Source organism: Microvirga aerilata (assembly GCF_016743775.1).
Classification (GTDB): Bacteria; Pseudomonadota; Alphaproteobacteria; order Rhizobiales; family Beijerinckiaceae; genus Microvirga; species Microvirga aerilata.
The window spans coordinates 283,369-308,966 of the sequence record NZ_JAEQMY010000001.1 but is presented as its reverse complement, the minus strand read 5'-3'; the positions used below and the strand labels follow the sequence as shown (position 1 = coordinate 308,966).

Below are 25,598 nucleotides of genomic sequence, written 5' to 3'. Positions count from 1 at the left end.
CTTTGCTTGGCCCGGCCCGGCTCGGGTCAAGGCGCGTTCACTCTTTGACTCCGCCGAGCGTCATTCCCTTCGTGAAGTACTTCTGGATGTAGGGGTAAACGATCACGACCGGGATGAGGGACGCCACCATGATCGCGGCCGTGATGGTTTCGAACGAGTATTCCGCCGTCATCAGGCGGCTTGCGAAGCCGTCATCGCTCTTGAGATCGACGATGAGCTTCTTGAGGTAGACCTGCAGCGGGATCTTTTCCTCGCTTCGCAGGAGCACCATCGCCCAGAAGTAACCGTTCCAGCGGGTCACGAGGCAGAGGAGCGTCACAGTGGCAAGAGCCGGTTTCGCGAGCGGGATGAAGATCTTCCAAAGAAGCTGGAAATCGGTCGCGCCGTCCATGCGCGCCGCTTCCTCGAAGGATGCAGGGATCGACTCGAAGTAGCTCTTTAGGAGAATGACATTGAAGGCATTGCAAGCGAAAGCCAAAACAATTCCGATCCGGGTGTCCAGCAGGCCGAGATCCCGAATGTTGAGGAAAAAAGGTATCTGACCGGCGTGAAACCACAGGGTGAAAGCGATCAGAAATGTAATTAGCCTGCGCCCCCGCAGCCGTGGCCTTGAAAGGGCGAAGGCGCCGGGCACCATGATGATGAGGCTCGCTAGCGTTCCGACAATGGCGTAGTACAGGGTGTTCCCATACGAGATCCAGAACATCCGATCCGACAGGACGTGCTTGTAGGCAGCAAGCGTCGGATCGACAGGCCACAGAACGACTTGGCCGGAACTTACCGCAAAGCCTGAGCTCACCGAGGCAGAGACGATGTAGATGAAGGGGTACAGCGTGCTCAGGACGAAGAGCAGCATGAGGCTGGCATTCGCGATGCCGAAGATCCTGTCGCCGCGGGTATAGAGATTAAAGCCTGACATGACGCCTACCACAGAGAAGTCTGCGACACCCTGCGGCTGAGCCGGTTGGCGCCATACACGAGGATGAAGGCAACGACAGCGTTGAAGAGGCCGGCCGCCGCACCGATTGAGTACTGGTTGTTCTGCAATCCTGCCCGGTAAATGAAGGTCGCGATAACGTCTGCCGTCTCGAATGTCGCAGGTTGATAGAGCAGAACGATGTACTCGAACCCGACCTCGATCATGTTTCCGATACGGATGATCAGCATGATCACGACGGTCGGCAGGATCGACGGGATGGTGATGTACCGCATCATCTGCCATCGCGATGCCCCATCGATCCGAGCCGACTCATAAAGGGCGGGATTGATGCCGGCGATCGCTGCCAGGTATATGATCGACTCGAAGCCCGCCTCTTTCCATATATTCGAGCCGATGAAAATCGGCCGGAAGTAGTCGGGGATGGTCAGGAAGTAGATCTTCTCGAAGCCCATCTTCGCGAGGAGGACGTTGACGATTCCGCTCGATGGGGAAAGGAAATTGATAACCAGGCCGGCGATGATCACAACGGAAATGAAGTGTGGCAGATAGGTAATCGTCTGTGCAATCTTCCGGAAACCGTTGTGCTGAATTTCATTGAACATCAGCGCCAGGATTACTGGCATCGGGAAAGCGAAGACGAGGCTGTAGAAGCTGATAAGAAGCGTGTTCTTGATCGCCCGCAAGAAATACTCGTTGTTGAACAGGGTAACGAAATTGCTGAAGCCGACCCAAGGGCTGCCGTCTATCCCCCGGAACAGGCTATATTGCTTGAAGGCGATTTGCAGCCCATACATGGGTGTGTAAAGAAACACCGCAAACCAGATGATCATGGGAGCAAGGAGAACGTAGAGCTGCCAGTCCCTGCGTATGTCTGCGAGCAGGACGCGGATCCAACCTCTGATGCCGAAGCCGGGGGCCTGGGAGCCCGCCGTCCGCAACGTCGCGAGTTCCGGGGTCGCGATAACGCCGCCCATGGCTCTTAGAGGCCCACCGCCACTCTCCCGATCGAGTGCCACTTCTGCCATCCTGCTTCCTCCCTTTTCTCCGCTGTTGTTTTGCTAAAATGCGGAGAGACGATATCGTGGCCGTTCTCGGTTGATGGCCTCGAAAAGTGCCCAGAATTCCGGATTCTCGCCGAGTTCCCAGACTTTTCCTTCGATGCTGCCGAGGTGGTCTTGCATGGCTTGTTCCGCCATCGACGGCTCCTTGTCGGCGATAGCGGCAGTGATGGCCCGGTGCTGCGCCAGGACCCGATCCGTAGAGCGTATGCTCAGTCGCTGCTTGAGGCTGCGAATGCGGTCGGTCTCGACCTTCGCAGCGTCGATCACCTGGATGACTCCCGGTAACTTTGCGGCGCCAACGACGAGTGCGTGAAACTGCTCGTCGAGATGCCGAAAGGCCGTGTAGTCTTCTGCCGCCACCGCCTCTTCCTGGCGGGCGAGGCATGCCTTCAGATGACACACGTCTTCGAGGCTTCGCTCGGCGGCTGCGCGCCTGGCCGCTCCGCTTTCGAGCTGGAGGCGCACGAAGCATCCCTCCAGGAAGCGGTCGAGATTGATAGGCGCCACATAGGTCCGGCTTTTGGGGACGACGTTCACCAGGCCTTCCTCGGCAAGCCGGATGATGGCTTCGCGCACAGGCGTTTTGCTGACCTCCAGCCGGGACGCCACGTCCTTTTCGGACAATGTCTGCCAAGGGAGCAAAATCATCTCAATAATGAGCTCTCTAAGAACACGATGGACCTGGACGACAAGCGGCCCTTCTCCGGTCAGGAGGCCAGGATGCAAAAGATCCGACAGAGATTTTTCCGAGTTGAGGGTCATGCCAAGAATATCAGTTTCTGTATCTAAGATATCAGTTGACGGGTGCTTGGCAAGAGGCAAAAGATAGTAAGCCATCGTTGGTATGGCGATTAATGTGAGGCTGAAATGGCATCGGGGCTCCGGCTTTCTGGAAAAACCGTATTGATCACGGGCGGCGCATCCGGCATCGGAGGAGCGGCCACGCGGGCTTTTGCGGCGAATGGCGCCAAAGTCGCGTTCACCTATGCGACGAGTGCCGACGCGGCAAAAGCTCTCGAGGGTGAACTTCGCGATGCCGGCCGGGATGTGATCGCCATCAAGGCGGACATGACCGATCCTGGAACCGTCACCGACGTTTTTCGTCAGGCGGAAACCGGCCTGGGGCCTGTCGACATTCTGTTTGCCAATGCCGGTGGTCTCCTCAAGCGAAGTCGGTGCGTCGAAACCTCCATCGACCTTTGGCAGGAGGCGATTGCCGTCAATCTTACGAGCACCTTCCTTGCCTGTCAGGCGGCTCTTCGAAGCATGGAGCCGCGCAAATCCGGAACCATCGTGCTGATGTCATCGCTTGCGGCTTTCGACGGGGGCGGCCCAGGTGCATCCCACTATGCTGCAACCAAAGGAGCGATCGCCACCTATGTCCGGGCTTTGGCAAAGGAAGTCGGGCCGTTGGGCATCAGGGTCAACGGCGTGGCGCCTGGCCTGATCGGGACGCGTTTTCACGATGTGTTCAATACACCTGAAGGCCGGAAGGCAACAGTAGAGCGAACGCCGCTCCGTCGCGAGGGAACGCCGGAGGACGTTGCGGAAGTGGTGCTATTCCTCGCCTCAGACAGTGCCTCTTACCTCTCCGGCGAGGTCATCCAGATCAATGGCGGACTTGGCATGATCTGACGAGGGGGCGTTTTCGACCATAGCGATGGGACGACACGCAAGCTCTAGGCGCGGTAGGGAAGCGGCGCGGGCGTCCATACCCGCGCCGAAAGGCGTGTCCTTGGCGGAGGCGAGCAGAGTCCGCCTCCGTATTGGCCGGTTTACTGTCGCGGTGCGTTCGCCGGTGTGTTGCCGGGCGTGTTGACGTTTTGCGGAGGCGGGTTGGTGTTGCCGGCAGCTCCTGCGCGGTTAGAGTCGTTCGCGCTGTAGCGGAACTCGGGCGCATTCTGCAGGTCTGCCTTCGTCATTTTAACCATGGCGCGAGCTGGGGTGTTGGGGTCGCTGCCGGACCCTGCCGTGGCGCCCCCACCGGCCGTATTGCCTGCCGGGGCGGTGCCACCCGTCATTCCGCCAGTGCCGCCCGCAACGGTGCTGCCCGTCGTTGCTGGCTGGCTCGCTCCACCAGTGGCAGTGCTCGGCACGGTCACGCCGCCTGCGGTATTTGTGCCGGACTCGCCCCCTTGATTCCGGTTCGAGGAAGCCTGCACCTCCTGGTTCGACATCCACTGGATCTGATCGAAGGGAATCGCAACATCCTTCTGGCCGATGCCCAGGAAGCCGCCGACACCCACAACAAGACCATGGATCTTGCCTTGGCGGTCGACGAGAACCTCGTCAATATCGCCGATCTTCTGGTTATCTGCCCCATAGACGTCGATGCCCATCAGTTGAGAGCCTCGCATCAGGTCTGGCGGCATTTGGGTCATCACCTGCCCAGGACCGGCAGGCTGGGTCGGAGCCGTCGTCTGGGCCAGAGCGGTGCCGGCCATCAGAACGGTTGCGGCAAGGCTTGCCGCAAGATGCGTCTTCAGCATGTGTTCCTCCATTCGGATCGAGCGCGCCACAGCGGCGCATAGAGAATGAACGGGGAAGAGGAGAAGGGGTTCAGGCAAGAGTGATTGCAACCGACAAATCAACCTGGAAGTCTGGAACGTAAGACGTTACTTAGTTTCAATGCCTTGAAGAGGGCGGAGGAAGGGGAGGTTCATAAGGTCCGCTATCAGCTTTTTTGAACTGCCGACTTCATCTCGCGATAGGCCTGCTCACGAGCGAGCGCGTCCACGCGCTCGTTGATTGGGTTCCCCGCATGACCTTTCAACCAGATCCAGGATACCTGGCGCGCCGCAGTCAATGCTGCGAGCTGTTGCCAGAGTTCCCGATCTTGCACCTTGCGGCCTTTGATCGTGCGCCATCCCCGTGACCTCCACCACGGCAGCCGCTCGGTGATACCGGCCACGATGGCATCGCTGTCCGTATGCAGGGTGACGTCGCTTCCTGGCGGCACCGCCTCCAGGGCAGCGATTGCGGCGCTCAACTCCATGGCGGAGATCGTGGTGGCAGGATGGGAGCCTAGGACGACGTGTTCCATACCATCCAAGAGAATTACGGCTGCCCAGCCTCCAGGGCGTAAGGCGGCCTTTCCGATGCAGGCTCCGTCGGTATAGATGATAGCTTGATGGTGCACGACATAGGCCAATGATGCTGGAAGTCTCTTCTCTCAACGAAGATTATAGCATCGTGGCAAGCTAGGTATTGTTGGATTTCTATTGCCGAGCACGTACTCGGATCAACGGCTCGAGAAAACATTGCACCCTATAGTCAGGAAGCCATGGGGCGTTGTGCCAGCCCATTCGATGCGAGAAGGGCAGCCTCCACGCGATTGCGAACGCGCAGCTTCTGCAGAATGTTGGTTAGGTGATGCTTGATTGTTTTCTCGCTCAGATCAAGCTTGTTGCCGATTTCCTTGTTACTGCGACCCTGAACCAAGATCGACAGAATCTGCTCCTCCCGAGGCGTGAGATGCGGAAGGCCCCCCGTGTTCTGGATTTCGCTGGTTCGCCCCGGGCCCGAGCACATCAATAGCTTCGCCGCCAAGGTTGGAGAAATGTAGCTTTGGCCTTCATGCAGAACCCGCACGGTTTGCACCAGCTCAGCACGACCGGCACCTTTCAAAAGGTATCCACGAACACCTCGCCTGAGCGCGGCGTGAACATGCTCCTCATCAGCTGCCACAGCAAAAATCAGAATGCCGATCGTGGGGCATTGCTGGAGGATCGTATCGACAGCATCCATGCTGTGGCCGAGTATGCTGGCATCGAGCACGATCACGTTCGGCTTAGTCTCTTGGACTATTCGGATCGCATCCCAAGCAGATCCGCCCTGGCCGACGACCTCGATGTCCTGCTGAGAACTCAAGGCCAAGGTTGCCCCATCTCGAAACAAAGGATGCTTGTCGATGATCGCCACACGAGTTTTCATATCCATTGGAGCCCCCCAGTTCCAATTTAGCCCTACCGCTAACAGTAGCGGCATATATTCACTTGTCAGATGATGATCACGTTCATCATTGCTGTGTGTATTAGGATAATAAGTTTAACCTGTACTAAGCAAAAACAATCGGTTAAGAAGAATACTGTCTTAAGGGCCTCTTGCGAGGTATCTCCAATTGGGTAGGCTAGAAAGCTGATCTTTGAATGATGAATTGAAGCGCTGCGCTCTTAAGCTTCTGGACTGAAATCTGGTTCAACCCTCTGAACATCGTCCAGCCCGAAGGCTGCGCAGCGGTGTCTGCGCGACTGAATTGGTCGCTTCTACGAGGCGGTCGTTACGCGTTCAATTGAAGTTTGAGCTAACCACCGATCTTATTGTGGCGTCGAACGTCCCCCGGACATGCGCTCTGCAGCAACAATAGCGGCTTCGACACGATTTCGGACCCGAAGTTTGTCCATGATGGCCGTCAAATAACCTTTGATGGTCTTCTCTGTTAATCCGAGCTCATCGCCAATCATTCTGTTGCTGCGGCCTTGAAGGATAAGCATCAGAATCCGTTTTTCTCGGTCTGACAGCTCAGGAAAGGGGTTAGGCGAAATCAAAATCTCGCTGCCTTCCATTCCTTTCGACATGATAAGCTGTGCAGCAAATCCTGGTGATACGTAGCGCTGGCCCTTGTTGATCATGCGTACGGCGCTCACAAGCTCGGATCGGCCAGTTTCCTTCAGAAGATAGCCACGTGCCCCTTTCCTGAGGGCGCTACGAACTTCGCTTTCATCATTGACGGAGGTTAGCACGAGCACCTTCGTTGAGGGACAACGTAAGGCAATTTTCGCCAGAGCGTTCAACCCGCCGCCTGGCATATTCATATCCATCAAAAGGATGTCGGAAAGGCAGTCATGGGCGATTTGAACAGCCTCTAGCGCTGTCTCTCCTTGACCAACGACTTCCATATCAGGTTCCGCCTCGAGCGCGGATACCAACCCGTCTCTATAGAGCGGTTGTTCGTCGATAACACCGATCCGGATCTTACCGTGCATCTGATACTCCTATGAACAAACGCATTCACTTCCTGATCCGGGCTCCGACATGCCGAGGCGTGTCCGTCGGCAGTCCAATCCTGTCCACGGACGGGTCTGATCTTCGGCAGGATGCTTGAGAAGGGAACGATCAGTTTCGAGTTCGTGCTCGAATCCTGATGTAGGGCTCTTGATCAGGGAGGATGCGGAGACAGCCTTGAATTTGGCAAAGCCACGATAGGATACACGCACAGCAACTCCCCCAGATCCCCAGACCGAAGCCGCTTTTCTGGGCTCAAGATCGGAGACCTCCTAAAGTAGAGCTGAGCCCTATATGGGGTAAATACTATCCCGAAGAGGTATTAGGAGGCGCGGTAAGGCAGCCGTCTTGAGCCGATGAAACAGCCAAATTCTGAAGTTTCCCAACAATAACAACAAGCTTCCGTGTGCCGGCCCTTCTTGTGCGATGACTGCTTGGAAGATGAATCCGGCCTTTGTGAGCGCTAACCTCAGACCTTGGTCTGTGTGCCGACCAAGGTCTGAGGTGTTCTTGAGACTACTGCCGGACCTTGGTGCCTAAGCCCATCCTAGGACTTCAGACCGTATAGTTAAGAATGATTAACTCTGCCCAGAATGTGTCCAGGTGCCGGCAATGGGGCGGCAACGACAAGGGGAGAGGACGACATGGTTAATATCGTCAAGCACGATCTCGAATTCATCCTGAAGCAGATCAAAATCGCGGAGGCCCATTCGGCGGGCACGCCATTGACGCAAATTCGGGTCGACGCACAAGGCAACATCACAACCGATCCGAATGCAGCGCTTGCTATCAGCACCCCTCTGTCGCCTTATGGCCTGCGGACCGTGGACGGTAGCTACAACAACCTCGTCGAAGGTCGCGACCAGTGGGGCGCTTCCGACAATCCGTTCCCACGCATCACCGATCCTTACTACCGCAATGAAGCTGACGACAGCATCGTTTTCGGGGCAGGATCTCCAGGTGAAGTCGTCTTCACGGATGGAAACTATGCGGAAATGGGCGCTCCTTCACCGCAGTCCATGGGACTCGGCGGCGGCACGGTGGTGGATGCAGACCCTCGCATCATCTCCAACCTCATCGTTGATCAAACCCTAGACAACCCAGCGGCGATTTACGCAGCTCTGACCTATGCCGGTGTTACCGGCCCAGATCTGCTGACTACCATGAACGACATCAGGGCAAAGAAAGCGGCATATGACGCGGCTTTAACCGGGGGTGACCAAGCGGCCATCAAGGACGCCGAGACGGCGCTCACCGGCGTATTGAGCGGAAACGGCATCGTCATGGATGGTGAGAGCATCGTGCTCCCCAACGTGGCGCCCGATGAGGGCCTTTCAGCCCCATATAACGGCTGGTTCACGTTGTTCGGCCAGTTCTTCGACCATGGCCTCGACCTGGTGCCGAAGGGCGGGAACGGCACGATCTATATTCCGCTCCAGCCTGACGACCCGCTGTACAACCCGGCAAGCCCGCATACCAATTTCATGGTGCTGACGCGTGCGCCTACAAATGCGGTAAACCTCACGACGCCGTGGGTCGACCAGAACCAGACCTATACCTCCCACTCCTCGCACCAGCTGTTCCTGCGCGAATACGCTCTTGTCGATGGCAAGCCGGTTGCAACCGGAAAGCTGCTCGAAGGCGACCGGGGACTTGCAACCTGGGCCGACGTGAAGGAGCAGGCGAGGACAGTGCTCGGCATCAACCTCACCGATGCCGACGTCACGAACATCCCGCTCTTCGTTATGGACGAGTACGGTGAGTTCGTCCGGGGGCCGAACGGCTTCCCACAGTTGGTGGTATCCCTTGGCGCCGATGGCAAGTTTGGCGGCAATGACGATGTGTTCCGGGAAGGAAACCCGGCCGCTCCAATCTCGACTGCCGACGCGCTTCGCACGCACCACGCTTTTCTTGACGACATTGCCCACGCGGCCGTTCCGGTCCTAGTAGGCGGCGTTCTCCAGCAGGATGGCGACACTGGTGTTGGCTACAAAAATGCCGATGGAACTGCGGGCCCGGTCAATACACGCGGCTCACAGACGGCCTATGACAATGAGGCCCTCGATGCCCACTACATCACCGGCGATGGCCGCGGCAACGAGAACATCGGCCTCTCAGCCGTCCATCACGTGTTCCACTCCGAGCACAACCACATGGTCGAGCAGGTGCAGACTCGGGCAATCGAGTCCGGTGATCTTGCCTTCCTCAACGAGTGGCTCCTGACTGATCTTCCGGCCGGAACCGTCCTGCCGTCCGCAGATGATGCTGCCGCGATCAAGGCATTTGCCAAGACACTCACGTGGGACGGCGAGCGCCTGTTCCAGGCGGCCCGCTTCACGACCGAGATGCAGTATCAGCACCTTGTGTTCGAGGAGTTCGCCCGCAAGGCTCAGCCGGATGTCGATGCATTCGTCTTCAACCCATCCACTGACATCAACCCAGCAATTTTTGCCGAGTTTGCGCACGTAGTGTACCGCTTCGGCCATTCCATGTTGCGGGAAACAGTGGCCAGCACTTCGGCCACCGGTACCGACACCAGCTTGGATCTGTTCGATGCGTTCCTGAATCCACTGGCCTTTGGTGCCGTGGGCACAGATGGCGCAGTCACCCTCAGCCATGCTCAGGCGGCCGGCGCTATCGTCCGAGGCATGACGAGTCAGGTAGGCAACGAGATCGACGAGTTTGTAACAGATGTCTTGCGTAGTCAGCTCGTCGGTATCCCACTCGACCTCGCAGCGCTTAACATTGCCCGTGGCCGTGACACAGGCATCCCACCGCTGAACGAGGCTCGCCGGCAGTTTCAGGAGATGGCGAATGGCGATACGCAGCTTGACGCATACACAAGCTGGACGGATTTCGCCCTCAACCTGAAGAACCCTGCTTCCATCATTAACTTCATCGCTGCATACGGAACGCATGCGACCATCACGTCCGCCAGCACGGTCGAGGCAAAACGCGATGCGGCCATGAAGCTCGTGTTTGGCGACGCAAGCCTCGATGAGACCGACCGTCAGGCCTTCCTCAACGGCACGGGCGTTTATGCGCAGAAGCTTGGTGGCCTTGAGGACGTGGACCTCTGGGTCGGCGGCATGGCCGAGAAGAAGATGGCCTTCGGCGGTATGCTGGGATCGACCTTCTCGTTCATCTTCGAGCTCCAGATGGAGAATCTCCAGAACTCGGACCGGTTCTACTACTTGTCCCGCGTCCAAGGCCTAAACTTCCTCAACGAGTTGGAGAACAACTCTTTCGCCAAGATGGTGCTGAACAACACGGATCTCGGGGAGACGGGTTATGCGCTTCCCGGCGACATCTTCTCCGTTCCGGACCACGTCATGTATATGGACAAGAACGTCCAGGACAAGTTCGGCTATGTCGACCCGAAGCATGACGATCCCTTCCTGGAGTCGGTCTCAAAGCTCGTCCAGCGCATCGACGCCAACGGCGACGGAGTCGCTGAGTACATTCGCTACAATGGCCTCGATCACGTCCTCATCCAGGGCACGAATGGCGCAGATCGCATCGTATCCGGAGGTGGCGACGACTCGGTCTGGGGCCGCGACGGTAACGATACGATCGAAGCCGGCTACGGCGTCGACAAGATCCATGGCGGCAAGGGTGACGATATCATCACCAACTCCGGCACGGATATCGGCGAAGTCGACATGCTGCACGGCGAGGAAGGCAACGACGTCATCCACGGAGGCAGCGGGCTGGCCCTGGTCTTCGGCAACGAGGGACAGGACTATCTGATTGCAGGCCCCGACGGAAAGGAAGTGTTCGGCGGCACCGGAAATGACTTCATTCTCGGCGGAGAGGGCGACGACTTCCTGCTCGGTAACGAGGGTGACGACTGGATCGAGGCCGGAAACGGGTTCGACACGACAGCCGGGATAACTCGGAGTTGAACTTCAACTCCACCATCATCGGCCACGACGTGATGTTCGCCGGCAATAACGAGCATGATTTTGACGCCGAATCCGGCGACGACATCATGGTCCAGGGCGAAAGCGTCATGCGTAACGAGGGCATGTTCGGCTACGACTGGGCGATCCATAAGGGGAACTCGGAGGCGGCCGACTCGGACCTGCTGACGCCGATCTTCACGACCGACGAGCAGGACATCCTGCGCGACCGCTTCGATCAGGTAGAGGGGCTCTCGGGCTGGCATAAGAACGATGTCCTGAAGGGTGACAACCGTGGCGATCAGAATGCCGAGACGCCGCCTCCCGGCGCCAACGGTGATGCGGTCGAGTCGGTCTTCACCAACAACGAACTGACCCAGGCTGGTGTCAACCGGATCGCAGGACTGCGCGAACTGCTAGGCGACTGGGTGGCTGCAGCACCGGCGACGGGCGATCTGGAAAAGATCATAGCGTTTGACGATGGTAACATTCTGCTCGGTGGTGGCGGCAGCGATCTCATCCAGGGTCGTGGCGGCAATGACCTTATCGACGGCGACCGCTGGCTGAACGTTCGCATTCGCGTCACGGTCGGAAACGAGACCTACACGGCAGACGGGATGTCCGGCAAGGTTTATCGCGAGGCAGACTACAAGGACGGAGCGCCTGTCGCCGGTGCCGTGGCACAGTTCGATGGCAAGTTGCTCAACGCACTGATGCTCGACCGGACCCTGAACCCGGGCCAGCTCTCCATCGTCCGTGAAATCGTCGCAGATGACGGCGTGGGCGATACCGATACCGCAGTCTACGGCGACGTTCGGGCAAACTACACCATCAGTCAGAACGCGGATGGCTCGATCCGGGTATCGCACGATACGGTTACGGTTGGGCTTATCTCCGATGGTGTCGATAGGCTCCACAACATCGAGAAGCTTCGCTTTGCGGATGGTGAGTTTATCTTGTCACCGCCCAAGCTGACGCTGCATGCCTTTGACACCGGGGGCTATCTCGATCAGTTCAACCAGGCCGGCTACACCAACACCAACGGTGCCACGCCCTGGACCACGAGCTGGCAAGAGACTAGCGACCCATTGACTAACGCGGCCACCACAGGCGCCGTCCGCATCACAGGCGGCGATCTGCGGCTCGGTGAAAACGGCGGCGACGGGGCGTCAATCCAACGTGGCCTCAACCTTGCCGGAGCGACGACGGCACGACTGAGCTATTCCGTCAGCGAGCAAGGCCTCGATGCCGGCGAGCAGGTCACTGTCTTCTTCTCGGCGGACGGTGTGACCTTCACCCAGGTCGACACCATCACAGGGACCACAGGCTTCGCCAACCGGAGCATCGATCTCACCGGGCCCTTCACGGCAAACGCAGTCATCCGGTTCGTGACCACTGCGATGGGGTTCAATGAGTTCGTAAACATCGACGACGTCGCGGTTAACTTCTCGGGACCCGCAGCAGTCCCGACGGTGAACCACGAGACTACCTTCACCGAAGACGGTGCCGCCGTTGCGATCGCCGCCAACCCAGGCATCATGGATGACGCGACCCAAATGGCTTCGGCACGGATCGTGCTCACCAATGCTCAGGCAGGCGATCAGCTGCTCGTCGGCAACTTGCCGGCTGGCATCACCCGGGTGATCGATACCTCGGTGGCAGGCCAGATCACCGTCACCCTGACCGGAGCGGCCTCGCTCGCAGCCTACCAGGCGGCAATCCAGGCAGTTACGTTCAGGAACACCTCGCAGCAGCCCGATCCTCAGGATCGGACCGTCCAGGTGACCGTCAACGACGGTTTCCTGAACAGCAACGTGGCAACCACCACCATCAACGTGGTCTCAGTCAACGATGCTCCAGCGGCGAACAACGACAGCGTGTTCACCAACTACACGACGGCACCGTTCATCCTTCCGGAATGGGCTCTGCTGGCCAACGACACCGATGCGGAGGGCGCTGTACTGGACGTCACCGCGGTGAGCGCCCTCAACGGTCTCACGGCGTCCCTGACGACCAACCCGGGATCGGTTACCGTGACCGACACGGGCACTGCCGGCGGTAGCTTCACCTACACGGCAAACGACGGCTCCGGCGCTGCGAACGCGACAGACACTGCGAACGTCACGCTTACTCGCGACACCGCAGGTGCCATTGAAGGCAACAACGGCGACAACATCCTGATCGGCGATGGGGGCAACAGCACCCTGACCGGCGCGCAGGGCAACGACGTGGTCTTTGCCGGAGCCGGCAACGATACCGTGACTTGGGGCGTCACCACGTTCTTCGGCTTCGAGATCGCCAATGATGGCCGTGACTTCGTGGACGGCGGTGATGGCAACCTCGACCGGTTCGTTGTCACCGGCAGCAACGCGGCGGAGACCTTTGTGGTCTATGCCAGGGCCGAGGCGATCGCGGCCGGCCACACCGGCCTCAAAGCCGGCACCGAGATCGTGATCACCCGCAACGGAGGGGTCATCGCCGAGCTCGACAACATAGAGGAGATCACGATCAACACCAGCGGCGGCGCCGACACGGTGCAGGCCGTCGGGAACTTCAATCCGACCAGCCTCAACTTCAACACCATCACGATCAACGGCGAGGGAGGAAATGAGACCGTTGATATCAGTGCCCTGCAATCAGCTCATCGTATTCTCTTCCGCTCCAACGGTGGCAACGACACGATCGTCGGCACGATGCGGCCTCAAGACGTGATCGAGCTGGCGCCGGGGCTCACCGTGGCGGACTATACGAGGACCGTCAACGAGAACGGCTCCGTCACTCTCAAGAGCGGCGCTCATTCAGTCACCTATGTGAGCCAAGGGGATCCAATCCTTGAGGAACACGAGGATGAGGATGAAGGCGGCAACGAGGGGCCGACCCAGAACAAGAAGCCTGTCGTCACCGACGACCGCTTCTCGGTCAAGAAAGGAGAGGTTCTCACCCTCACGGCCGCGCAGCTCCTTGCCAATGACCTCGACCTCGATGGCGGAACGCTCTCGATCGTCGAGCTCGATGAGGACGAGCACGGAACAGCCGTTCTGAACGGCGATGGCACCATCACCTTCACGCCCAAGTCCGGTTTCACCGGCGAGGCATCCTTCACCTACATGGTGTCGGACGGCCAGGGCGGCACTACCGAAGGCAAGGTCTCCATCGTGGTCGAGAAGCCTGCTCCGATGGCGGTCACTGGCGGTCGCGGCAATGACCGGCTCAACGGCGATGACTCCGATGACCATATCAGGGGTGGCGAGGGTCACGACCGGCTGGACGGCGGAGCTGGTGCCGATCGGATGTGGGGCGGACGCGGCAACGACGCTTATACCGTCGATAATCGCAGCGACCGCGTCTACGAGAGCCGTCATGGGGGAGACGACACTGTGAAAGCAAGCGTGTCCTACTCCTTGGCAGGGACCCATGTCGAGAAGCTCGTGCTGACCGGATCAGCCGACTTGAATGGCACGGGCAATAGTCTCAACAACAGCCTCACAGGCAACAGCGGAGACAACTCCCTCCGAGGCGGCTCGGGCCATGACGTGCTCAAGGGCATGGGTGGCAACGACTGGCTCGATGGCGGCTCCGGTCGTGACAAGCTGTACGGAGGCGCCGGTGACGACATGATCAAGGGTGGGGCGGGCAATGACCACCTCACGGGCGGCTCGGGGGAGGACATGTTTGTCTTCCAGAAGGGCACCGGCCGGGATGTGGTGACAGACTTCCGTCATGGTCGAGACGAGATCGATGCCAGCCAGCTCGCTGGGGTCGACAAGCTCTCGGACCTGAACGTGCGGCAGTCGGGTCACGACACCATCATCGAGCACGGCTCGGACATCCTCGTCCTCAAGGGTGTCAACGCATCCGATCTCGACGGCAACGACTTCATCTTCTGATGCAGTCCGCCTGAGATCGGCATGGCCCGCCGGGAGCATTCCCCCCAACGCTCCCGGCGGGTTCACCAATAGCCCAAGTATCAATTGGCGCATTCCACCGAGGCAATGTCGATGACCAAATCCCTCAAAAAACGTCTCAGCATCATGGCTTCCTGTCGCGGTGCCTTCCTGGGCGTCGCCGTGCTAAGCGGTCTGATCAATGTGCTCTACCTCTCGGGCTCGATCTTCATGATGGAGGTTTATGACCGAGTGTTGCCTAGCCGGAGCATTCCAACTCTTGTTGGCCTCTCCGTCATCATTGTGATGCTCTACCTCTTCCAGGGCCTCTTCGACATGGTACGCGGCCGGATCCTGGCCCGTGTCGGAGCGGCATTGGACGAGGATCTGAGCCAGCAGGTCTTCCAAAGCCAGTTGAGCGCGCCGCTCAAAGGTCGGGCCGAGGGGGACGGGCAGCAGCCGTTGCGTGACCTTGACCAGCTGAGGGCCTTTCTGGCCGGCGGGGGTCCTTCGGCGCTCTTCGATCTTCCCTGGATGCCTCTCTATCTTTTCATGTGCTTTGCCTTCCATCCGTGGCTCGGCATCGTCGCCTTGTGTGGTGCCGTCACTCTTGTTGCGATCACGCTGCTGACCGAACTGATGACGCGCGAAGCGTCGAAAGCAGCCGTTGGCGCAGCCCTGCTCCGCAACGGAATTTCCGAGGGCGCACGCCGCAACGCGGAAGTCGTCCATGCCCTGGGAATGGCGCAGCGGATCGGCAATCGCTGGGATCAGGCGAATGCGAGCTATCTGGCGTATCAGCAGAGGACGTCGGATGTAGCGGGCGGCTTCGGCGCCATGTCGAAGGTTCTGCGGATGCTGCTGCAATCGGCGGTTCTCGCGGTCGGCGCCTATCTGGTGATCGACGGGCAGGCCACCGGCGGCATCATGATGGCCAGCTCGATCCTGACCTCGCGAGCCCTGGCGCCAGTCGAACTGGCGATCGCCAACTGGAAGGGCTTTGTGAGCGCCCGCCAAGGGTGGCGACGGCTCAAGACCCTCCTCGAGGCCAATGCCGAGGCTGAAGCTCCTTTGAAGCTTCCTGCACCTTGCGCACTTCTGTCGGTGGAGAACGCGGGCGCCGGAGCGCCGGGCGGGCAGAGGTTTGCCGTCCAGGATGTCTCCTTCAATCTGAAAGCGGGCAGCGCGCTCGGCATCATTGGACCCAGCGCCTCCGGCAAGTCATCGCTGGCCCGCATGATCGTCGGCGTGTGGCCGACCTGGCGAGGCAAGGTTCGCATCGATGGGGCGGCCATCGAGCAATGGCTGCCGGAAGATCTCGGACGTCACATCGGATATCTGCCGCAGGACGTGGAGCTCTTCGCCGGAACCGTGGCGCAGAACATCGCGCGCTTCGATCCGTCGCCGAAGGCGGAGGCAATCCTCGCCGCAGCCAAGGCCGCCAATGTGCACGAGATGATCCTCCAGCTGCCGGATGGCTACGAAACCCAGGTAGGTGAGGCCGGAGCGGCCCTGTCCGGCGGACAGCGGCAGCGGATTGCCCTCGCACGGGCAATCTATGGCGACCCGTTCCTCGTGGTGCTCGACGAGCCGAACTCGAATCTCGACAACGAGGGCGAGCAGGCTTTGACGGCTGCGATCCTGAGCATCAGGGAACGAGGAGGAATCGTGGTGATCATCGCTCACCGGCCGAGCGCTCTCGCAGGCGTCGATCAGGTACTCGTGATGGCGGAAGGGCGCGTGCAAAGCTTCGGTCCGAAGGAGGAGATTCTGAGCAAGGTTCTGCGCTCCGTGCCTGCGCCCCAGCCTGCGGAACCCCGGATGCCTGCGGCATCCAACCTGAAAGTCGTCGAAGACCTGGGAGTTGCATCATGAACTCGGTGAAGAAAGCAAGTGCTCGCGTGTCGATCCGCCGCCACACGCTCTTGGGATTGTCGTCAGCTCTGTTCCTGGTCGGCGGCCTCGGCGGCTGGGCGGTGGTAACGGAGCTGTCCGGAGCGGTCGTCGCACCGGGATCGGTCGTGGTCGACAGCCACGTCAAGAAGCTTCAGCACCCGACCGGCGGGGTCGTCGGAGAGATCCGCGCTCGCGATGGCGACCGCGTGCAGGCCGGAGAGGTGGTGATCCGCCTGGATGAGACGGTTGCGCGTGCAAACCTCGCGATGGTGGCCAAGAGCCTGGACGAGCTTGCCGCCCGCCAGAGCCGGCTGGAGGCGGAGAGAGACGGCTTGGCGCAGATCACCATTCCGGTCTCCTTGCGATCACGCGTCAATGAGCCTGATCTTGCCAGCATCGTGCAGGGGGAAAACCATCTTTTCGAGACCCGGCGCGAGGCCAGGGCGGGCCAGAAGGCGCAGCTCAAGGAGCGTGTTGCGCAGTTGCAGGAGCAGATCGACGGCACCAACCTTCAGGCGTCTGCGAAGGCCGATGAGATCCAGCTGATCCGAGACGAGCTCACAGGTGTCGAGCAGCTGTGGCGCAAGAACCTTGTTCCCATCACCCGAGTAACGGCGCTCAGGCGCGAGGAGACGCGTCTGCGCGGTGAGCGTGGGCAGCTTATCTCGAGCATTGCTCAAGCAAGGGGACGGATCAGCGAGACCGCACTCCAGATCATCCAGATCGATCAGGATCTGCGGAGCGAGGTGTCGAAAGAATTGCGTGAGGTTCAGGCCAAGATCGCAGAGCTCGTCGAGCGCAAGATTGCCGCCGAGGACCAGTTGAAGCGGATCGACATCCGAGCGCCACAGGACGGCTTCGTGCACCAGTCGATGGTTCACACCGTCGGGGGTGTCATCAATGCCGGCGAACCTTTGATGCTGATCGTCCCCGAATCCGATGATCTCTCCATCGAGGTCAAGATCTCGCCCCAGGACATCGATCAGCTGCAGCCTGGGCTGGATACCGTGCTTCGCCTCTCGGCCTTCAGCCAGCGAACCACGCCCGAACTCAAGGGTAAGATAAGCTTGATCGCAGCGGATCTGGTGACCGATCAGCGCTCAGGCGTGCAGTATTATCCTGTCCGCGTGGCCTTCGCGGAAGGCGAGCGAGAGCGTCTTGGCGGTCTCAAGCTGGTTCCCGGCATGCCGGTTGAAGGCCTGATCCAAACGGGATACCGCACCGTGTTCTCGTACCTCACCAAACCGATTGCCGACAACATGATGAAGGCTTTTCGTGAGGAGTAACCACGGATGAACCGGGGCTTAGACCCTCCGGTTCATCATCCTGATCGCCCAATGGGCCGGTGTCCAAGCCGCCCCCTTTCTTCCAGGGCCGATTCCATTCAAGTGGCATCGGCCCCGGTCTTTTGCTTGTAGCTCATCTGGCGGAGGATCGCAGCCACTCCGCTGAACAGTGCTCTAGAGATAGGCCGTCGACAGGGCGGGCACCATGGCAATGACCAGAAGGCCGATGAAGAGAGCCCCGATATAGGGCCAGATGGCTCCCATCGCCTCGTCGGGTGATACATTGCCGATCTTGCATGCGATGTAGAATCCGACGCCGATCGGCGGCGCCATCAGGCCCACATTCATGGCGGTCACGACGACCATCGAGTAATGAATGTCATGGATCCCGAGGTTCTTGGCGATCGGGAACATGATGGGCGCCATGAGAACGATGGCCGGCAGGCCTTCCAGCACGCAGCCGAGCACCATGAAGACCGCAATCGTTACCAGCATGTAGGTAATCCAGCCACCGGGCAGATCCGTAACTATCGCCGCCATCTTGAACGCAAAGCCGGTTTGCGTGAGCGCCCACGCCATCGCCGAGGCCGTTCCGAGGATGATCAGGATGGCGCCCGAGAGGGCGGCAGTCTCCACCAGCATGTCGTAGATCTTGCCCGGCCGGATACCACCGTAGAGCACCATGCCAATGATCATTGCATAGAGCACCGCAATCGTGGACACCTCCGTCGCGGTGGCCAAGCCGCCGCCGACTGCGCTTCTGATCAGGAAGGGAAGCACGAGCGCCGGCGCTGCGACCACGAGGGCCTTGCCGACCGCCCGCATCGGTGCCCGACGAATGCCTTCCATTACCTCGCCTCGCGCTTTCCACCGCGCCAGTATGGCAAGCACTGCGAGCAGCACCATGGCGATGGCAAAGCCTGAGGTGAACAGGCCGGCAATCGACACGCCTGCCACAGATCCCAGGACGATGAGGACGATGGAGGGCGGAACGGTGTCGGCCATGGCGGCTCCGGTGGCGAGGAGCGCGATCATTTCCTTCGGCTTGTGACCGCGTCGCTTCATCTCCGGAAAGAGGGCAGGGGCCACGGTGGCCATATCGGAGACCTTCGATCCTGAGATGCCTGAGACCAGGAACAGCGAGCCGAGCAGCACATAGGACATGCCCGCCCTCACGTGCCCAAGCAGGGAGGCGAGGAACTCCACGATCGCCCGTCCCATACCGGTCGCATCGAGAATGCATCCCAGCAGGACAAAGATCGGAACCGAGAGCAGGATAAGGCTCGACATGCCTTCATCCATCCGCCCGATCATGACCATGCTCGGCACGGATGTGGTGAAGGTCAGAAATGCGAAGGCCCCGAGTCCGAAGCAGAACGCAATCGGCACCCCGATCACGAGGAAGAAGGCCACGAAAGCGACCAGGAAGATCAGAATGTTGTAGTGACCGAGACTCGGAAGAAAGGGAGAGACGAGCCACAGCGCCGCAAGCACGGCTGCCGTAACCCCCAGGGCAGCGATGCTCTGCTTCACCGTTGCCGATCTGACCATGTCGCGCACGGCGAGAACGACCATGAGGCCGATGCCTGCGGGAAGAGCGGCGGCGCGCCAACTCATGGGAATGTTGAGAGCGGCCGACGTCAGATAGGACTCGTCGACAGCATACTCGACGGCAGGCGGCAGCATGCCGAGCAGAAAGACGGCAACCAGGAGCGGACCGAGGGCACTGAAAAACCCCTGCAGGGTTTTCGGCATCATATGCAGGAAGAGCGTCAGGCGCAGGTGCTCGTTGCGGTCGATGGCGATGACTGCTCCGAGGAGTGCAAGCCACAGGAAGCACATGGAGGCTGCCTCGTCGACCCACACGACCGGAAGCGAGAACACGTAGCGCGACGTGACCCCCATTAGCAGGAGGCCCACGATGGTCACAAGGAGGGCTGCAGCGATCATCTCGATCGGGCGCAGGAACGGGGAGCCGCTGCGCAGACCGGCCGAGAGCTCCTCGATCGGTTCAGCATGGATAGTCTGCGTAGCCATGGTCATCCGTTCCTCCTATCGTTGTTCTTCAGTCTTTTGGCCGTGTCCATTCTCGATGCATCTCTTCGGCAGCGCCCGCTCAGCCCTTTTTGTGCGGGCATGCCGACGTTACGGCAGATTTTCCCTGAAGATGACCTCGATCCGCATGGGATCCGGCCCGTTCTCAAGACGTCTGCCCTCCCGCAGGTCCTGAAGCAGGGAAGCGCATTTGATGATCGTGTCTTCGGCATTCTGCGTGATGACGGCATCCATCGTGCCGTCGAGCAGAAATTCGCGGGTATCGCCGGTCAAACCATGCCCGACAAACACAACATCCTGCTCTCGCCTTGCATCCTTCAGGGCACGGCCAACGCCGGATGCGCCGCCGCCGATGTTGTAGATGCCGTCAAGATCGGGATGGTGCGCAAGAAGCGTGCGCATCTGGCGATAGTTGAGCGCCTCCTCGTCCTGCCCCTCGCGCAAGCCGACGACTTCGATGTCGGGATACAGCTCCTGAAGAATGTCGAGAAATCCCATTTCGCGCTCGCCATGGGCGCGGTAGCTGAGGCTGCCGGCGATCATCGCGACCTTGGCGGGCCGCTTGCTGATGAACCGCGCGAGGAGGTAGCCGGCCATTCTGCCGGCCGCCCGATTGTCGAGACCGAAATAGGCCGTCCGGCCGGGACTCGCCACATCCGAGATCAGCGTCACCACAGGTGTTCCGGCGGCGGAGATCCGATTGACGGCCTCCCGTACGATCGGATGCTCGATGGCCATGAACACGACGGCGTCAGCTGTTTTCGCATGGCGCTGCAATGCCTTTGCGAGCAGGTCCGGGTTGAAGCTCCCGATGTGCTCCACGCTGGGCTTCAACGAGAAGCGCTCAAGTTGCGGCGCCATTTCCTGGACCATGCGCCCCAGCATCGCGATGTAGCGGTTGCCGCCCTTCGGCAGGATGAAGGAGACCGGCGACAACGGCCTTACGTCACGGGCCCGCTTGTCGCTTTCGTCCACGTAGCCGAGCTCGGCTGCAGCCTTCATCACGCGCTTGATGGTTGCGGGCTTCACGCCGGAACGGCCGTTGAGAACACGGTCGACCGTTGCGGTGGACACATCCGCGATCCGGGCAATGTCAACAATGGTGATGCGCCGTCCGAGGGGAGGGCTGTCCAGGATCACGCTCATAATATTACATCAAAAACCATCAAAAAAACGATTTGACCACATCATCATTATGATCAAATTTTCGATTAGCAAAGAGAAAAAAGCGCTTTCACGGAGGAAACACATCATGAGCATCAGCAGAAGGTCGCTTCTCAAAGGGCTTGGGGCTGCTCCTGCGGCAGTCACGCTTTTCTCGATCCCGCGGTATGCGAAAGCTGCCGAAATCACCTTGCGTTACGGCAACAACCTGCCTCTCAGCCATCCTCTGAACATCCGCGCCAAGGAAGCTGCTGATCGGATCGCGAAAGAGACGAATGGGCGCGTCGAGATGCTGATTTTCCCCGCCAACCAGCTCGGCGGCGACACCGACATGCTCTCTCAGGTGCGCAACGGCGCGCTCACGTTCTTTACCCCCTCGGCCCTGGTGATCGCCACGCTTGTGCCTGTGGCCGCCATCAATGCTGTTGGTTTTGCGTTCAAGGATTACAACCAAGTTTGGGCTGCGATGGACGGCCCCGTTGGAGCTTTCGTTCGCAAATCGATTGCCGACGCACGGCTTCATGCATTGGAAACCATGTGGGACAACGGCTTTCGCCAGATGACGACCAGCGGTGCCCCGATCCAGAACGCGGCATCGATGAAGGGCCTGAAGATCCGCGTCCCCGTCAGCCCCATCAGCATTTCCATGTTCTCGGGGCTTGGTGCCGCGCCTGCGAGCCTTCAGTTCAGCGAGGTCTACACGGCGTTGCAGACCAAGGTCGTCGACGCACAGGAAAACCCGCTTCCCATCATCCAGGTTGCGAAGCTCTACGAGGTGCAGTCCTCCTGTGCGATGACTAACCATATCTGGGACGGTTACTGGTTCATCGCAAACGGCCGCCAATGGGCAGGAATGCCGGCGGACATTCAGGAAATCGTCTCCCGGGCCATCAACGAAGCGGGCCTGAAGCAGCGCGAGGATATCAAAACGCTCAACGAGTCTGTGCAGACCGATCTCAAGAGCAAGGGCCTCTCCTTCAACCAGTGCGACACCGAGAGTTTCCGGGCAAAGCTCCGGGAGGCGGGCTTCTACACTGAATGGAAGCAGAAGTTCGGCCCTGAGGCCTGGGGCCACCTCGAAAGCGTCGTCGGCACGCTCGCGTGAGCGTTCACGGGATCCGGTGCTTGAACCCGGGTCTCATCTTCCCCGGCGGGAGGCCGAGGCTTCCCGCCCATCAATCTTTGAAGGTACACCATGAGCCGATTTCTCGGTGAGATCAGGCAGGCTGGCTATGTCGTCGACGACATCGAGGCCGCAATGGACTATTGGTCGCGCGTTCTTGGGGTCGGGCCTTTCTTCTACAAGGAGCGGGTGCCGATAGAGAACTATACATACAGGGGTGCAACTTATGAGCCGCATAACTCGGTCGCCCTCGCCAATTCCGGGCCGCTACAGATCGAGCTCATCCAGACCCGCAACGACGCGCCCTCGATGTATAGGGATTTCAAGGAAGCGGGCCATCGCGGCCTGCAGCACGTGGCCTACTGGACGCAGAGCTACGATGAGGATCTGGAGCGCCTGACTGGGCTGGGCTTTGCGCCTGTCATGAGCGGGGAGGTGGGCGAGAAAGGACGTTTCGTCTATTTCGACACGCAATACCATCCCGGCACCGTGATCGAGCTCTCCGAGGTAGCAGGCCCCAAGGGCAAGATGTTTCAGTTGATCCGGGAGACGTCCGAAGGCTGGGACGGGCTCGATCCCGTGCGGCCCTTCCCGGACCTTTCGCGGCTTTAGGCCCAGACCGCGGCTCTTTCCAGTGCGAGAACGGGCCGCGAAGCCATATGGAGGCTGAAAAGCTGCCGAGGTTTGTGGCGCAGGAGCGTCCGAGCCTGCCGCAGGCGAAAGATAGATGGCCTGCAAGGCTGGATATTGCGCCTCCGACACTCTATATAGAGGAGGTCAGGTTCGCCTGACTATGATCGTAGAGGCAGAGTGTAATAGGCGTTTAGGACGCGGGTTCGATTCCCGCCGCCTCCACCACGAACGCATCGGCCGTCCGGGTATCTCGGAACGGCTTTGGGCAACCGGTTTATCGTTGAGGCTGTGTTGCTGTTCCGGTGTGTTTTTGATGGGGGCGATCTGGGTTCGACTGGGCGCAATAAAGGCTAGGCTGCGATTAGGCTGAGCTACGGCCTCAACAGTGCAAACTCATAAATGCCAACGACAACGTTGACATGGGTGCGGTGCGCCTCGCGGCGTAACCATCCGGGGCTCGGGAAAGCCTAGCAACAGAAACGGCACCTTCGGGTGCCGTTCCCATTTCAAAATGTCTGCATGTTCCGCAGCTTACCGTGACATCATACGCAAGAGAGACCTCATCCATATGTCGGAGATCGAAGTAAACGGCTACGTCCGGGTTCCAAAAGGGACAACAGTCTACCCAACAGGCGATGGCGTAGAAGCTCCGTCCACCCGCGAACAGGTCGTGAAGGTCGCAAGAATCTTCGATGTCGACGTGAAAAGTGACAATTTCTACCTGCTTCTTCCAGATGAAATGCGGCTGCGCTACTTCGAGGCCAGCGGTGGCAAGCGCCCCATCGATCCTGATATCCTCGAGTTTACGGATCGCCTGACCAAGGGCGACTACAGGGCCGTCGAGTGGTCCACCAAGTGGGCGCTGATCGCCAATCTTCAGCCGGCCGAGGCTCCGGCCAATGCCAAGAAGGCCGAAAAGGCGGAGAAAAAGCCCCTTACCAAGCAGCAGCAGATGGTCACTGGATCAGTCTGGCGCTTTACCCAGGATACCGAGCTTCGCTACAAAGTTCGCAACCCCGCCTATGCGACCGTGCGTGACGACATCGAGAACAGCCTCCGGCAGCTGCCGTCACATGCTCGCACGCAGAATGTCGAGGCTAAGTTGAACGAGATGGGCGTGGTCGATTACCTCGACGAGCCCTGGGGACCCGTGAAAGCAGGCGAAACCTTCACGGTTCGCGGCAAGCTGACCTCCGGCTTTGCGGGCGGGCAGGATGTGCCGATGCTGTTCAGGGGCGAAAAGTTCACTCTGCCCTATTCCAGCCTCGAGCCTGTCATCGAGCTGGTCACGGAACGGTAGAACCCGGCTGGGATTTTGCAGCCGATTGCGGCTGATCATTGATAATGCAGGTCCGATAGATACGCTCCGTCGGACCTGAAGCCTGAACTCAGGCTGCTTGCGGCCACGACTGTTTTCGCTCCGCCTCGAGCAGCTCCTCCGCCCTGCGCGTGAACTCGTTCCCGGAAAGGCCCGGCTGAATGGGACTGAGATACGAGACCGAGATCGTTCCAGCCCGCTTGTAGGAACGCCCAGGCCCCCAGAAATGGCCGGAATTCAGGGCTACCGGAAGAACTACGCGGTCGAGTTTGGTATAGAGCAGCTCTACGCCGCGCTTGAAGGCGACCGGCTCGGAGACCAGCTTCCGGGTTCCTTCCGGGAAGATCAGCACTGAACGGCCTTCAGCAAGAGCCGCCCGGCTCTCATCGATCATCTTTCTGACCGCCTTCGGCCCACTCTCCCGGTCGATCAGGATCATCGGCGACCTGCGAAGGAACCATGAGAAGACCGGGATCGTGAGCAGCTCCTGCTTTGCGACGATGGCCACGTCGGGAAACAGGATCAGGAACGCCAGGGTTTCCCAGGTCGACTGATGGTTGGCGATGATCAGGCACGGCTCGTCGGGAATGTTGTGAAGGCCCCGTTCGGCATAGGTGAGGCCCACAAGCCATTTCAGGCCGATGAGGACACCGCGAGCCCATAACCGGGACGCCAGACGAACTCCGCGCTCCGGCGAGCCACAGAGCCACAGGATAGCCAGAGCCGGCGTAAAAAGCACGGTCCAGACAGCCAGCAGAAGATCGAACAGCTTTGAACGGATGCGCTGCATAGCGGATGGCTTCATGAAAAACGGTCAGCGGTTATCTTGTATGGACGCAAAGACGCCCTGCGTCATCTGGGTCGGCCTGATCTCGGACTCCCCAACGGCGCGTTGGGCACCACTTGCGGTATCTTTAATCCTATAGCCCAGCTCGCCGCTGCTGTTCTCCGGCATCAGGCGCACAACCTCATAGGTGCCGCTGGTGCGGTCGGCAAAGTGGGCGGCTGCGGCATGCACCAACTGGCCCATGGTATATTTATGACTCACGATTGCCTCCACGGCTTTAGTTGAGGGATAACGACCGAGGCGTCGTATGGGCTTTGATGGGCAGAACCTGCTCGACCTCGGCATCGCGCTGCTGGTCGATGATCTCGGCCAGCACCATCGTCTCATCCGAGGTCATCGGGGATACCGGATAGATTTCAAACGTGCTTTCGCTCTCGACCACCACTGCGTCGCGATCGAATCGCAGCACGCAGTTGGTCTGACGCATTAGCCAGTCCGGTACTCGGTCTCCGGCCTCAAACGTCCAGGTCTTGTCAGGCATGGAG

The 25,598-nt window shown here is 59.6% G+C and carries 19 protein-coding genes, 1 other RNA gene and 1 pseudogene; 9 read left to right on the top strand and 12 right to left on the bottom strand.

Features of this window, described 5'->3' with window-relative positions; genetic code table 11:
• Nucleotides 1–37: 37 nt before the first annotated feature.
• From JKG68_RS01445 to JKG68_RS01435, 3 genes are read right to left on the bottom strand one after another with little or no spacing between them, the layout of a single operon-like run.
• Nucleotides 38–919 carry a carbohydrate ABC transporter permease gene (locus JKG68_RS01445; protein ID WP_202055295.1) on the bottom strand — a complete coding sequence of 294 codons (882 nt, stop codon included), beginning with the start codon at nt 917–919 and terminating at the stop codon, nt 38–40.
• Nucleotides 920–924: 5 nt separating this feature from the next.
• Nucleotides 925–1,965 (bottom strand): ABC transporter permease, encoded by a 1,041-nt coding sequence (locus JKG68_RS01440; protein WP_246514999.1) that lies wholly within the window; start codon nt 1,963–1,965, stop codon nt 925–927.
• A gap of 33 nt (nt 1,966–1,998) precedes the next feature.
• Nucleotides 1,999–2,838, bottom strand: a complete 840-nt coding sequence (locus tag JKG68_RS01435) for a GntR family transcriptional regulator (protein WP_246514998.1) — start codon at nt 2,836–2,838, stop codon at nt 1,999–2,001.
• A 30-nt stretch (nt 2,839–2,868) separates the two neighbouring features.
• Here JKG68_RS01435 and JKG68_RS01430 point away from each other — a divergent pair, with 30 nt between their 5' ends.
• The gene (locus JKG68_RS01430) at nt 2,869–3,636 is read left to right on the top strand and encodes an SDR family NAD(P)-dependent oxidoreductase (RefSeq protein WP_202055294.1); all 768 of its coding nucleotides are present in this window, start codon (nt 2,869–2,871) and stop codon (nt 3,634–3,636) included.
• A gap of 140 nt (nt 3,637–3,776) precedes the next feature.
• On the opposite strand, the gene JKG68_RS01425 is transcribed toward JKG68_RS01430, so the two are convergent.
• The 4 genes from JKG68_RS01425 to JKG68_RS01410 form a co-directional block, all read right to left on the bottom strand.
• Nucleotides 3,777–4,490, bottom strand: a complete 714-nt coding sequence (locus JKG68_RS01425; RefSeq protein WP_202055293.1) for a PRC-barrel domain-containing protein — start codon at nt 4,488–4,490, stop codon at nt 3,777–3,779.
• A gap of 185 nt (nt 4,491–4,675) precedes the next feature.
• Nucleotides 4,676–5,140, bottom strand: a complete 465-nt coding sequence (locus JKG68_RS01420; protein WP_202055292.1) for a ribonuclease H family protein — start codon at nt 5,138–5,140, stop codon at nt 4,676–4,678.
• Between the two features lie 134 nt (nt 5,141–5,274).
• A complete protein-coding gene (locus JKG68_RS01415; protein WP_210346176.1) occupies nt 5,275–5,940 on the bottom strand; it encodes a LuxR C-terminal-related transcriptional regulator in 666 nt (221 codons plus the stop codon).
• A gap of 377 nt (nt 5,941–6,317) precedes the next feature.
• Nucleotides 6,318–6,986, bottom strand: a complete 669-nt coding sequence (locus tag JKG68_RS01410) for a response regulator (protein WP_202055290.1) — start codon at nt 6,984–6,986, stop codon at nt 6,318–6,320.
• Between the two features lie 663 nt (nt 6,987–7,649).
• Here JKG68_RS01410 and JKG68_RS35135 point away from each other — a divergent pair.
• The 4 genes and pseudogenes from JKG68_RS35135 to JKG68_RS01390 all read left to right on the top strand — a co-directional run.
• Nucleotides 7,650–13,735 (top strand): annotated as a pseudogene (locus JKG68_RS35135) (peroxidase family protein); the annotation flags it as partial.
• Nucleotides 13,718–14,794: a cadherin-like domain-containing protein gene (locus tag JKG68_RS35130; protein ID WP_446685738.1), complete on the top strand. Its 1,077-nt coding sequence runs from the start codon at nt 13,718–13,720 to the stop codon at nt 14,792–14,794. The pseudogene JKG68_RS35135 and the gene JKG68_RS35130, both read left to right, overlap by 18 nt.
• 111 nt (nt 14,795–14,905) lie before the next feature.
• Nucleotides 14,906–16,666, top strand: a complete 1,761-nt coding sequence (locus JKG68_RS01395; RefSeq protein WP_202055287.1) for a type I secretion system permease/ATPase — start codon at nt 14,906–14,908, stop codon at nt 16,664–16,666.
• A complete protein-coding gene (locus JKG68_RS01390) occupies nt 16,663–17,973 on the top strand; it encodes an HlyD family type I secretion periplasmic adaptor subunit (protein WP_202055286.1) in 1,311 nt (436 codons plus the stop codon). The genes JKG68_RS01395 and JKG68_RS01390 overlap by 4 nt, the downstream gene beginning before the upstream one ends.
• Nucleotides 17,974–18,147: 174 nt before the next feature.
• On the opposite strand, the gene JKG68_RS01385 is transcribed toward JKG68_RS01390, so the two are convergent.
• Both JKG68_RS01385 and JKG68_RS01380 read right to left on the bottom strand, forming a co-directional pair.
• Entirely contained in the window at nt 18,148–20,016 is a 1,869-nt protein-coding gene (locus JKG68_RS01385) for a TRAP transporter large permease subunit (protein WP_202055285.1), read from the bottom strand.
• Nucleotides 20,017–20,118: 102 nt separating this feature from the next.
• Nucleotides 20,119–21,174: a LacI family DNA-binding transcriptional regulator gene (locus JKG68_RS01380; RefSeq protein WP_202055284.1), complete on the bottom strand. Its 1,056-nt coding sequence runs from the start codon at nt 21,172–21,174 to the stop codon at nt 20,119–20,121.
• 106 nt (nt 21,175–21,280) lie between these two features.
• Here JKG68_RS01380 and JKG68_RS01375 point away from each other — a divergent pair, with 106 nt between their 5' ends.
• The 4 genes from JKG68_RS01375 (at nt 21,281) to JKG68_RS01360 (ending at nt 24,248) form a co-directional block, all read left to right on the top strand.
• Nucleotides 21,281–22,297 carry a TRAP transporter substrate-binding protein gene (locus JKG68_RS01375; RefSeq protein ID WP_202055379.1) on the top strand — a complete coding sequence of 339 codons (1,017 nt, stop codon included), beginning with the start codon at nt 21,281–21,283 and terminating at the stop codon, nt 22,295–22,297.
• Between the two features lie 90 nt (nt 22,298–22,387).
• Nucleotides 22,388–22,927 carry a VOC family protein gene (locus JKG68_RS01370; RefSeq protein WP_202055283.1) on the top strand — a complete coding sequence of 180 codons (540 nt, stop codon included), beginning with the start codon at nt 22,388–22,390 and terminating at the stop codon, nt 22,925–22,927.
• Nucleotides 22,928–23,052: 125 nt separating this feature from the next.
• Nucleotides 23,053–23,436, top strand: a transfer-messenger RNA (tmRNA) gene (ssrA, locus tag JKG68_RS01365).
• A gap of 80 nt (nt 23,437–23,516) precedes the next feature.
• Nucleotides 23,517–24,248: a hypothetical protein gene (locus JKG68_RS01360; RefSeq protein WP_202055282.1), complete on the top strand. Its 732-nt coding sequence runs from the start codon at nt 23,517–23,519 to the stop codon at nt 24,246–24,248.
• 88 nt (nt 24,249–24,336) lie between these two features.
• On the opposite strand, the gene JKG68_RS01355 is transcribed toward JKG68_RS01360, so the two are convergent.
• From JKG68_RS01355 to JKG68_RS01345, 3 genes are read right to left on the bottom strand one after another with little or no spacing between them, the layout of a single operon-like run.
• Nucleotides 24,337–25,071 (bottom strand): lysophospholipid acyltransferase family protein, encoded by a 735-nt coding sequence (locus JKG68_RS01355; RefSeq protein ID WP_246514996.1) that lies wholly within the window; start codon nt 25,069–25,071, stop codon nt 24,337–24,339.
• Nucleotides 25,072–25,080: 9 nt separating this feature from the next.
• A complete protein-coding gene (locus tag JKG68_RS01350) occupies nt 25,081–25,314 on the bottom strand; it encodes a hypothetical protein (RefSeq protein WP_202055281.1) in 234 nt (77 codons plus the stop codon).
• A gap of 16 nt (nt 25,315–25,330) precedes the next feature.
• Complete coding sequence (locus JKG68_RS01345; RefSeq protein WP_202055280.1) at nt 25,331–25,594, bottom strand: hypothetical protein; 264 nt, start codon at nt 25,592–25,594, stop codon at nt 25,331–25,333.
• Nucleotides 25,595–25,598: the final 4 nt, after the last annotated feature.

What these genes read in the sequence shown, in the direction of transcription:
- JKG68_RS01445 (WP_202055295.1), bottom strand. Translation starts at nt 919, where the DNA reads ATGTCAGGCTTTAATCTCTATACCCGCGGCGACAGGATCTTCGGCATC.
- JKG68_RS01440 (WP_246514999.1), bottom strand. Translation starts at nt 1,965, where the DNA reads ATGGCAGAAGTGGCACTCGATCGGGAGAGTGGCGGTGGGCCTCTAAGA.
- JKG68_RS01435 (WP_246514998.1), bottom strand. Translation starts at nt 2,838, where the DNA reads ATGGCTTACTATCTTTTGCCTCTTGCCAAGCACCCGTCAACTGATATC.
- JKG68_RS01430 (WP_202055294.1), top strand. Translation starts at nt 2,869, where the DNA reads ATGGCATCGGGGCTCCGGCTTTCTGGAAAAACCGTATTGATCACGGGC.
- JKG68_RS01425 (WP_202055293.1), bottom strand. Translation starts at nt 4,490, where the DNA reads ATGCTGAAGACGCATCTTGCGGCAAGCCTTGCCGCAACCGTTCTGATG.
- JKG68_RS01415 (WP_210346176.1), bottom strand. Translation starts at nt 5,940, where the DNA reads ATGGATATGAAAACTCGTGTGGCGATCATCGACAAGCATCCTTTGTTT.
- JKG68_RS01410 (WP_202055290.1), bottom strand. Translation starts at nt 6,986, where the DNA reads ATGCACGGTAAGATCCGGATCGGTGTTATCGACGAACAACCGCTCTAT.
- JKG68_RS01395 (WP_202055287.1), top strand. Translation starts at nt 14,906, where the DNA reads ATGACCAAATCCCTCAAAAAACGTCTCAGCATCATGGCTTCCTGTCGC.
- JKG68_RS01390 (WP_202055286.1), top strand. Translation starts at nt 16,663, where the DNA reads ATGAACTCGGTGAAGAAAGCAAGTGCTCGCGTGTCGATCCGCCGCCAC.
- JKG68_RS01385 (WP_202055285.1), bottom strand. Translation starts at nt 20,016, where the DNA reads ATGACCATGGCTACGCAGACTATCCATGCTGAACCGATCGAGGAGCTC.
- JKG68_RS01380 (WP_202055284.1), bottom strand. Translation starts at nt 21,174, where the DNA reads ATGAGCGTGATCCTGGACAGCCCTCCCCTCGGACGGCGCATCACCATT.
- JKG68_RS01375 (WP_202055379.1), top strand. Translation starts at nt 21,281, where the DNA reads ATGAGCATCAGCAGAAGGTCGCTTCTCAAAGGGCTTGGGGCTGCTCCT.
- JKG68_RS01370 (WP_202055283.1), top strand. Translation starts at nt 22,388, where the DNA reads ATGAGCCGATTTCTCGGTGAGATCAGGCAGGCTGGCTATGTCGTCGAC.
- JKG68_RS01360 (WP_202055282.1), top strand. Translation starts at nt 23,517, where the DNA reads ATGTCGGAGATCGAAGTAAACGGCTACGTCCGGGTTCCAAAAGGGACA.
- JKG68_RS01355 (WP_246514996.1), bottom strand. Translation starts at nt 25,071, where the DNA reads ATGAAGCCATCCGCTATGCAGCGCATCCGTTCAAAGCTGTTCGATCTT.
- JKG68_RS01345 (WP_202055280.1), bottom strand. Translation starts at nt 25,594, where the DNA reads ATGCCTGACAAGACCTGGACGTTTGAGGCCGGAGACCGAGTACCGGAC.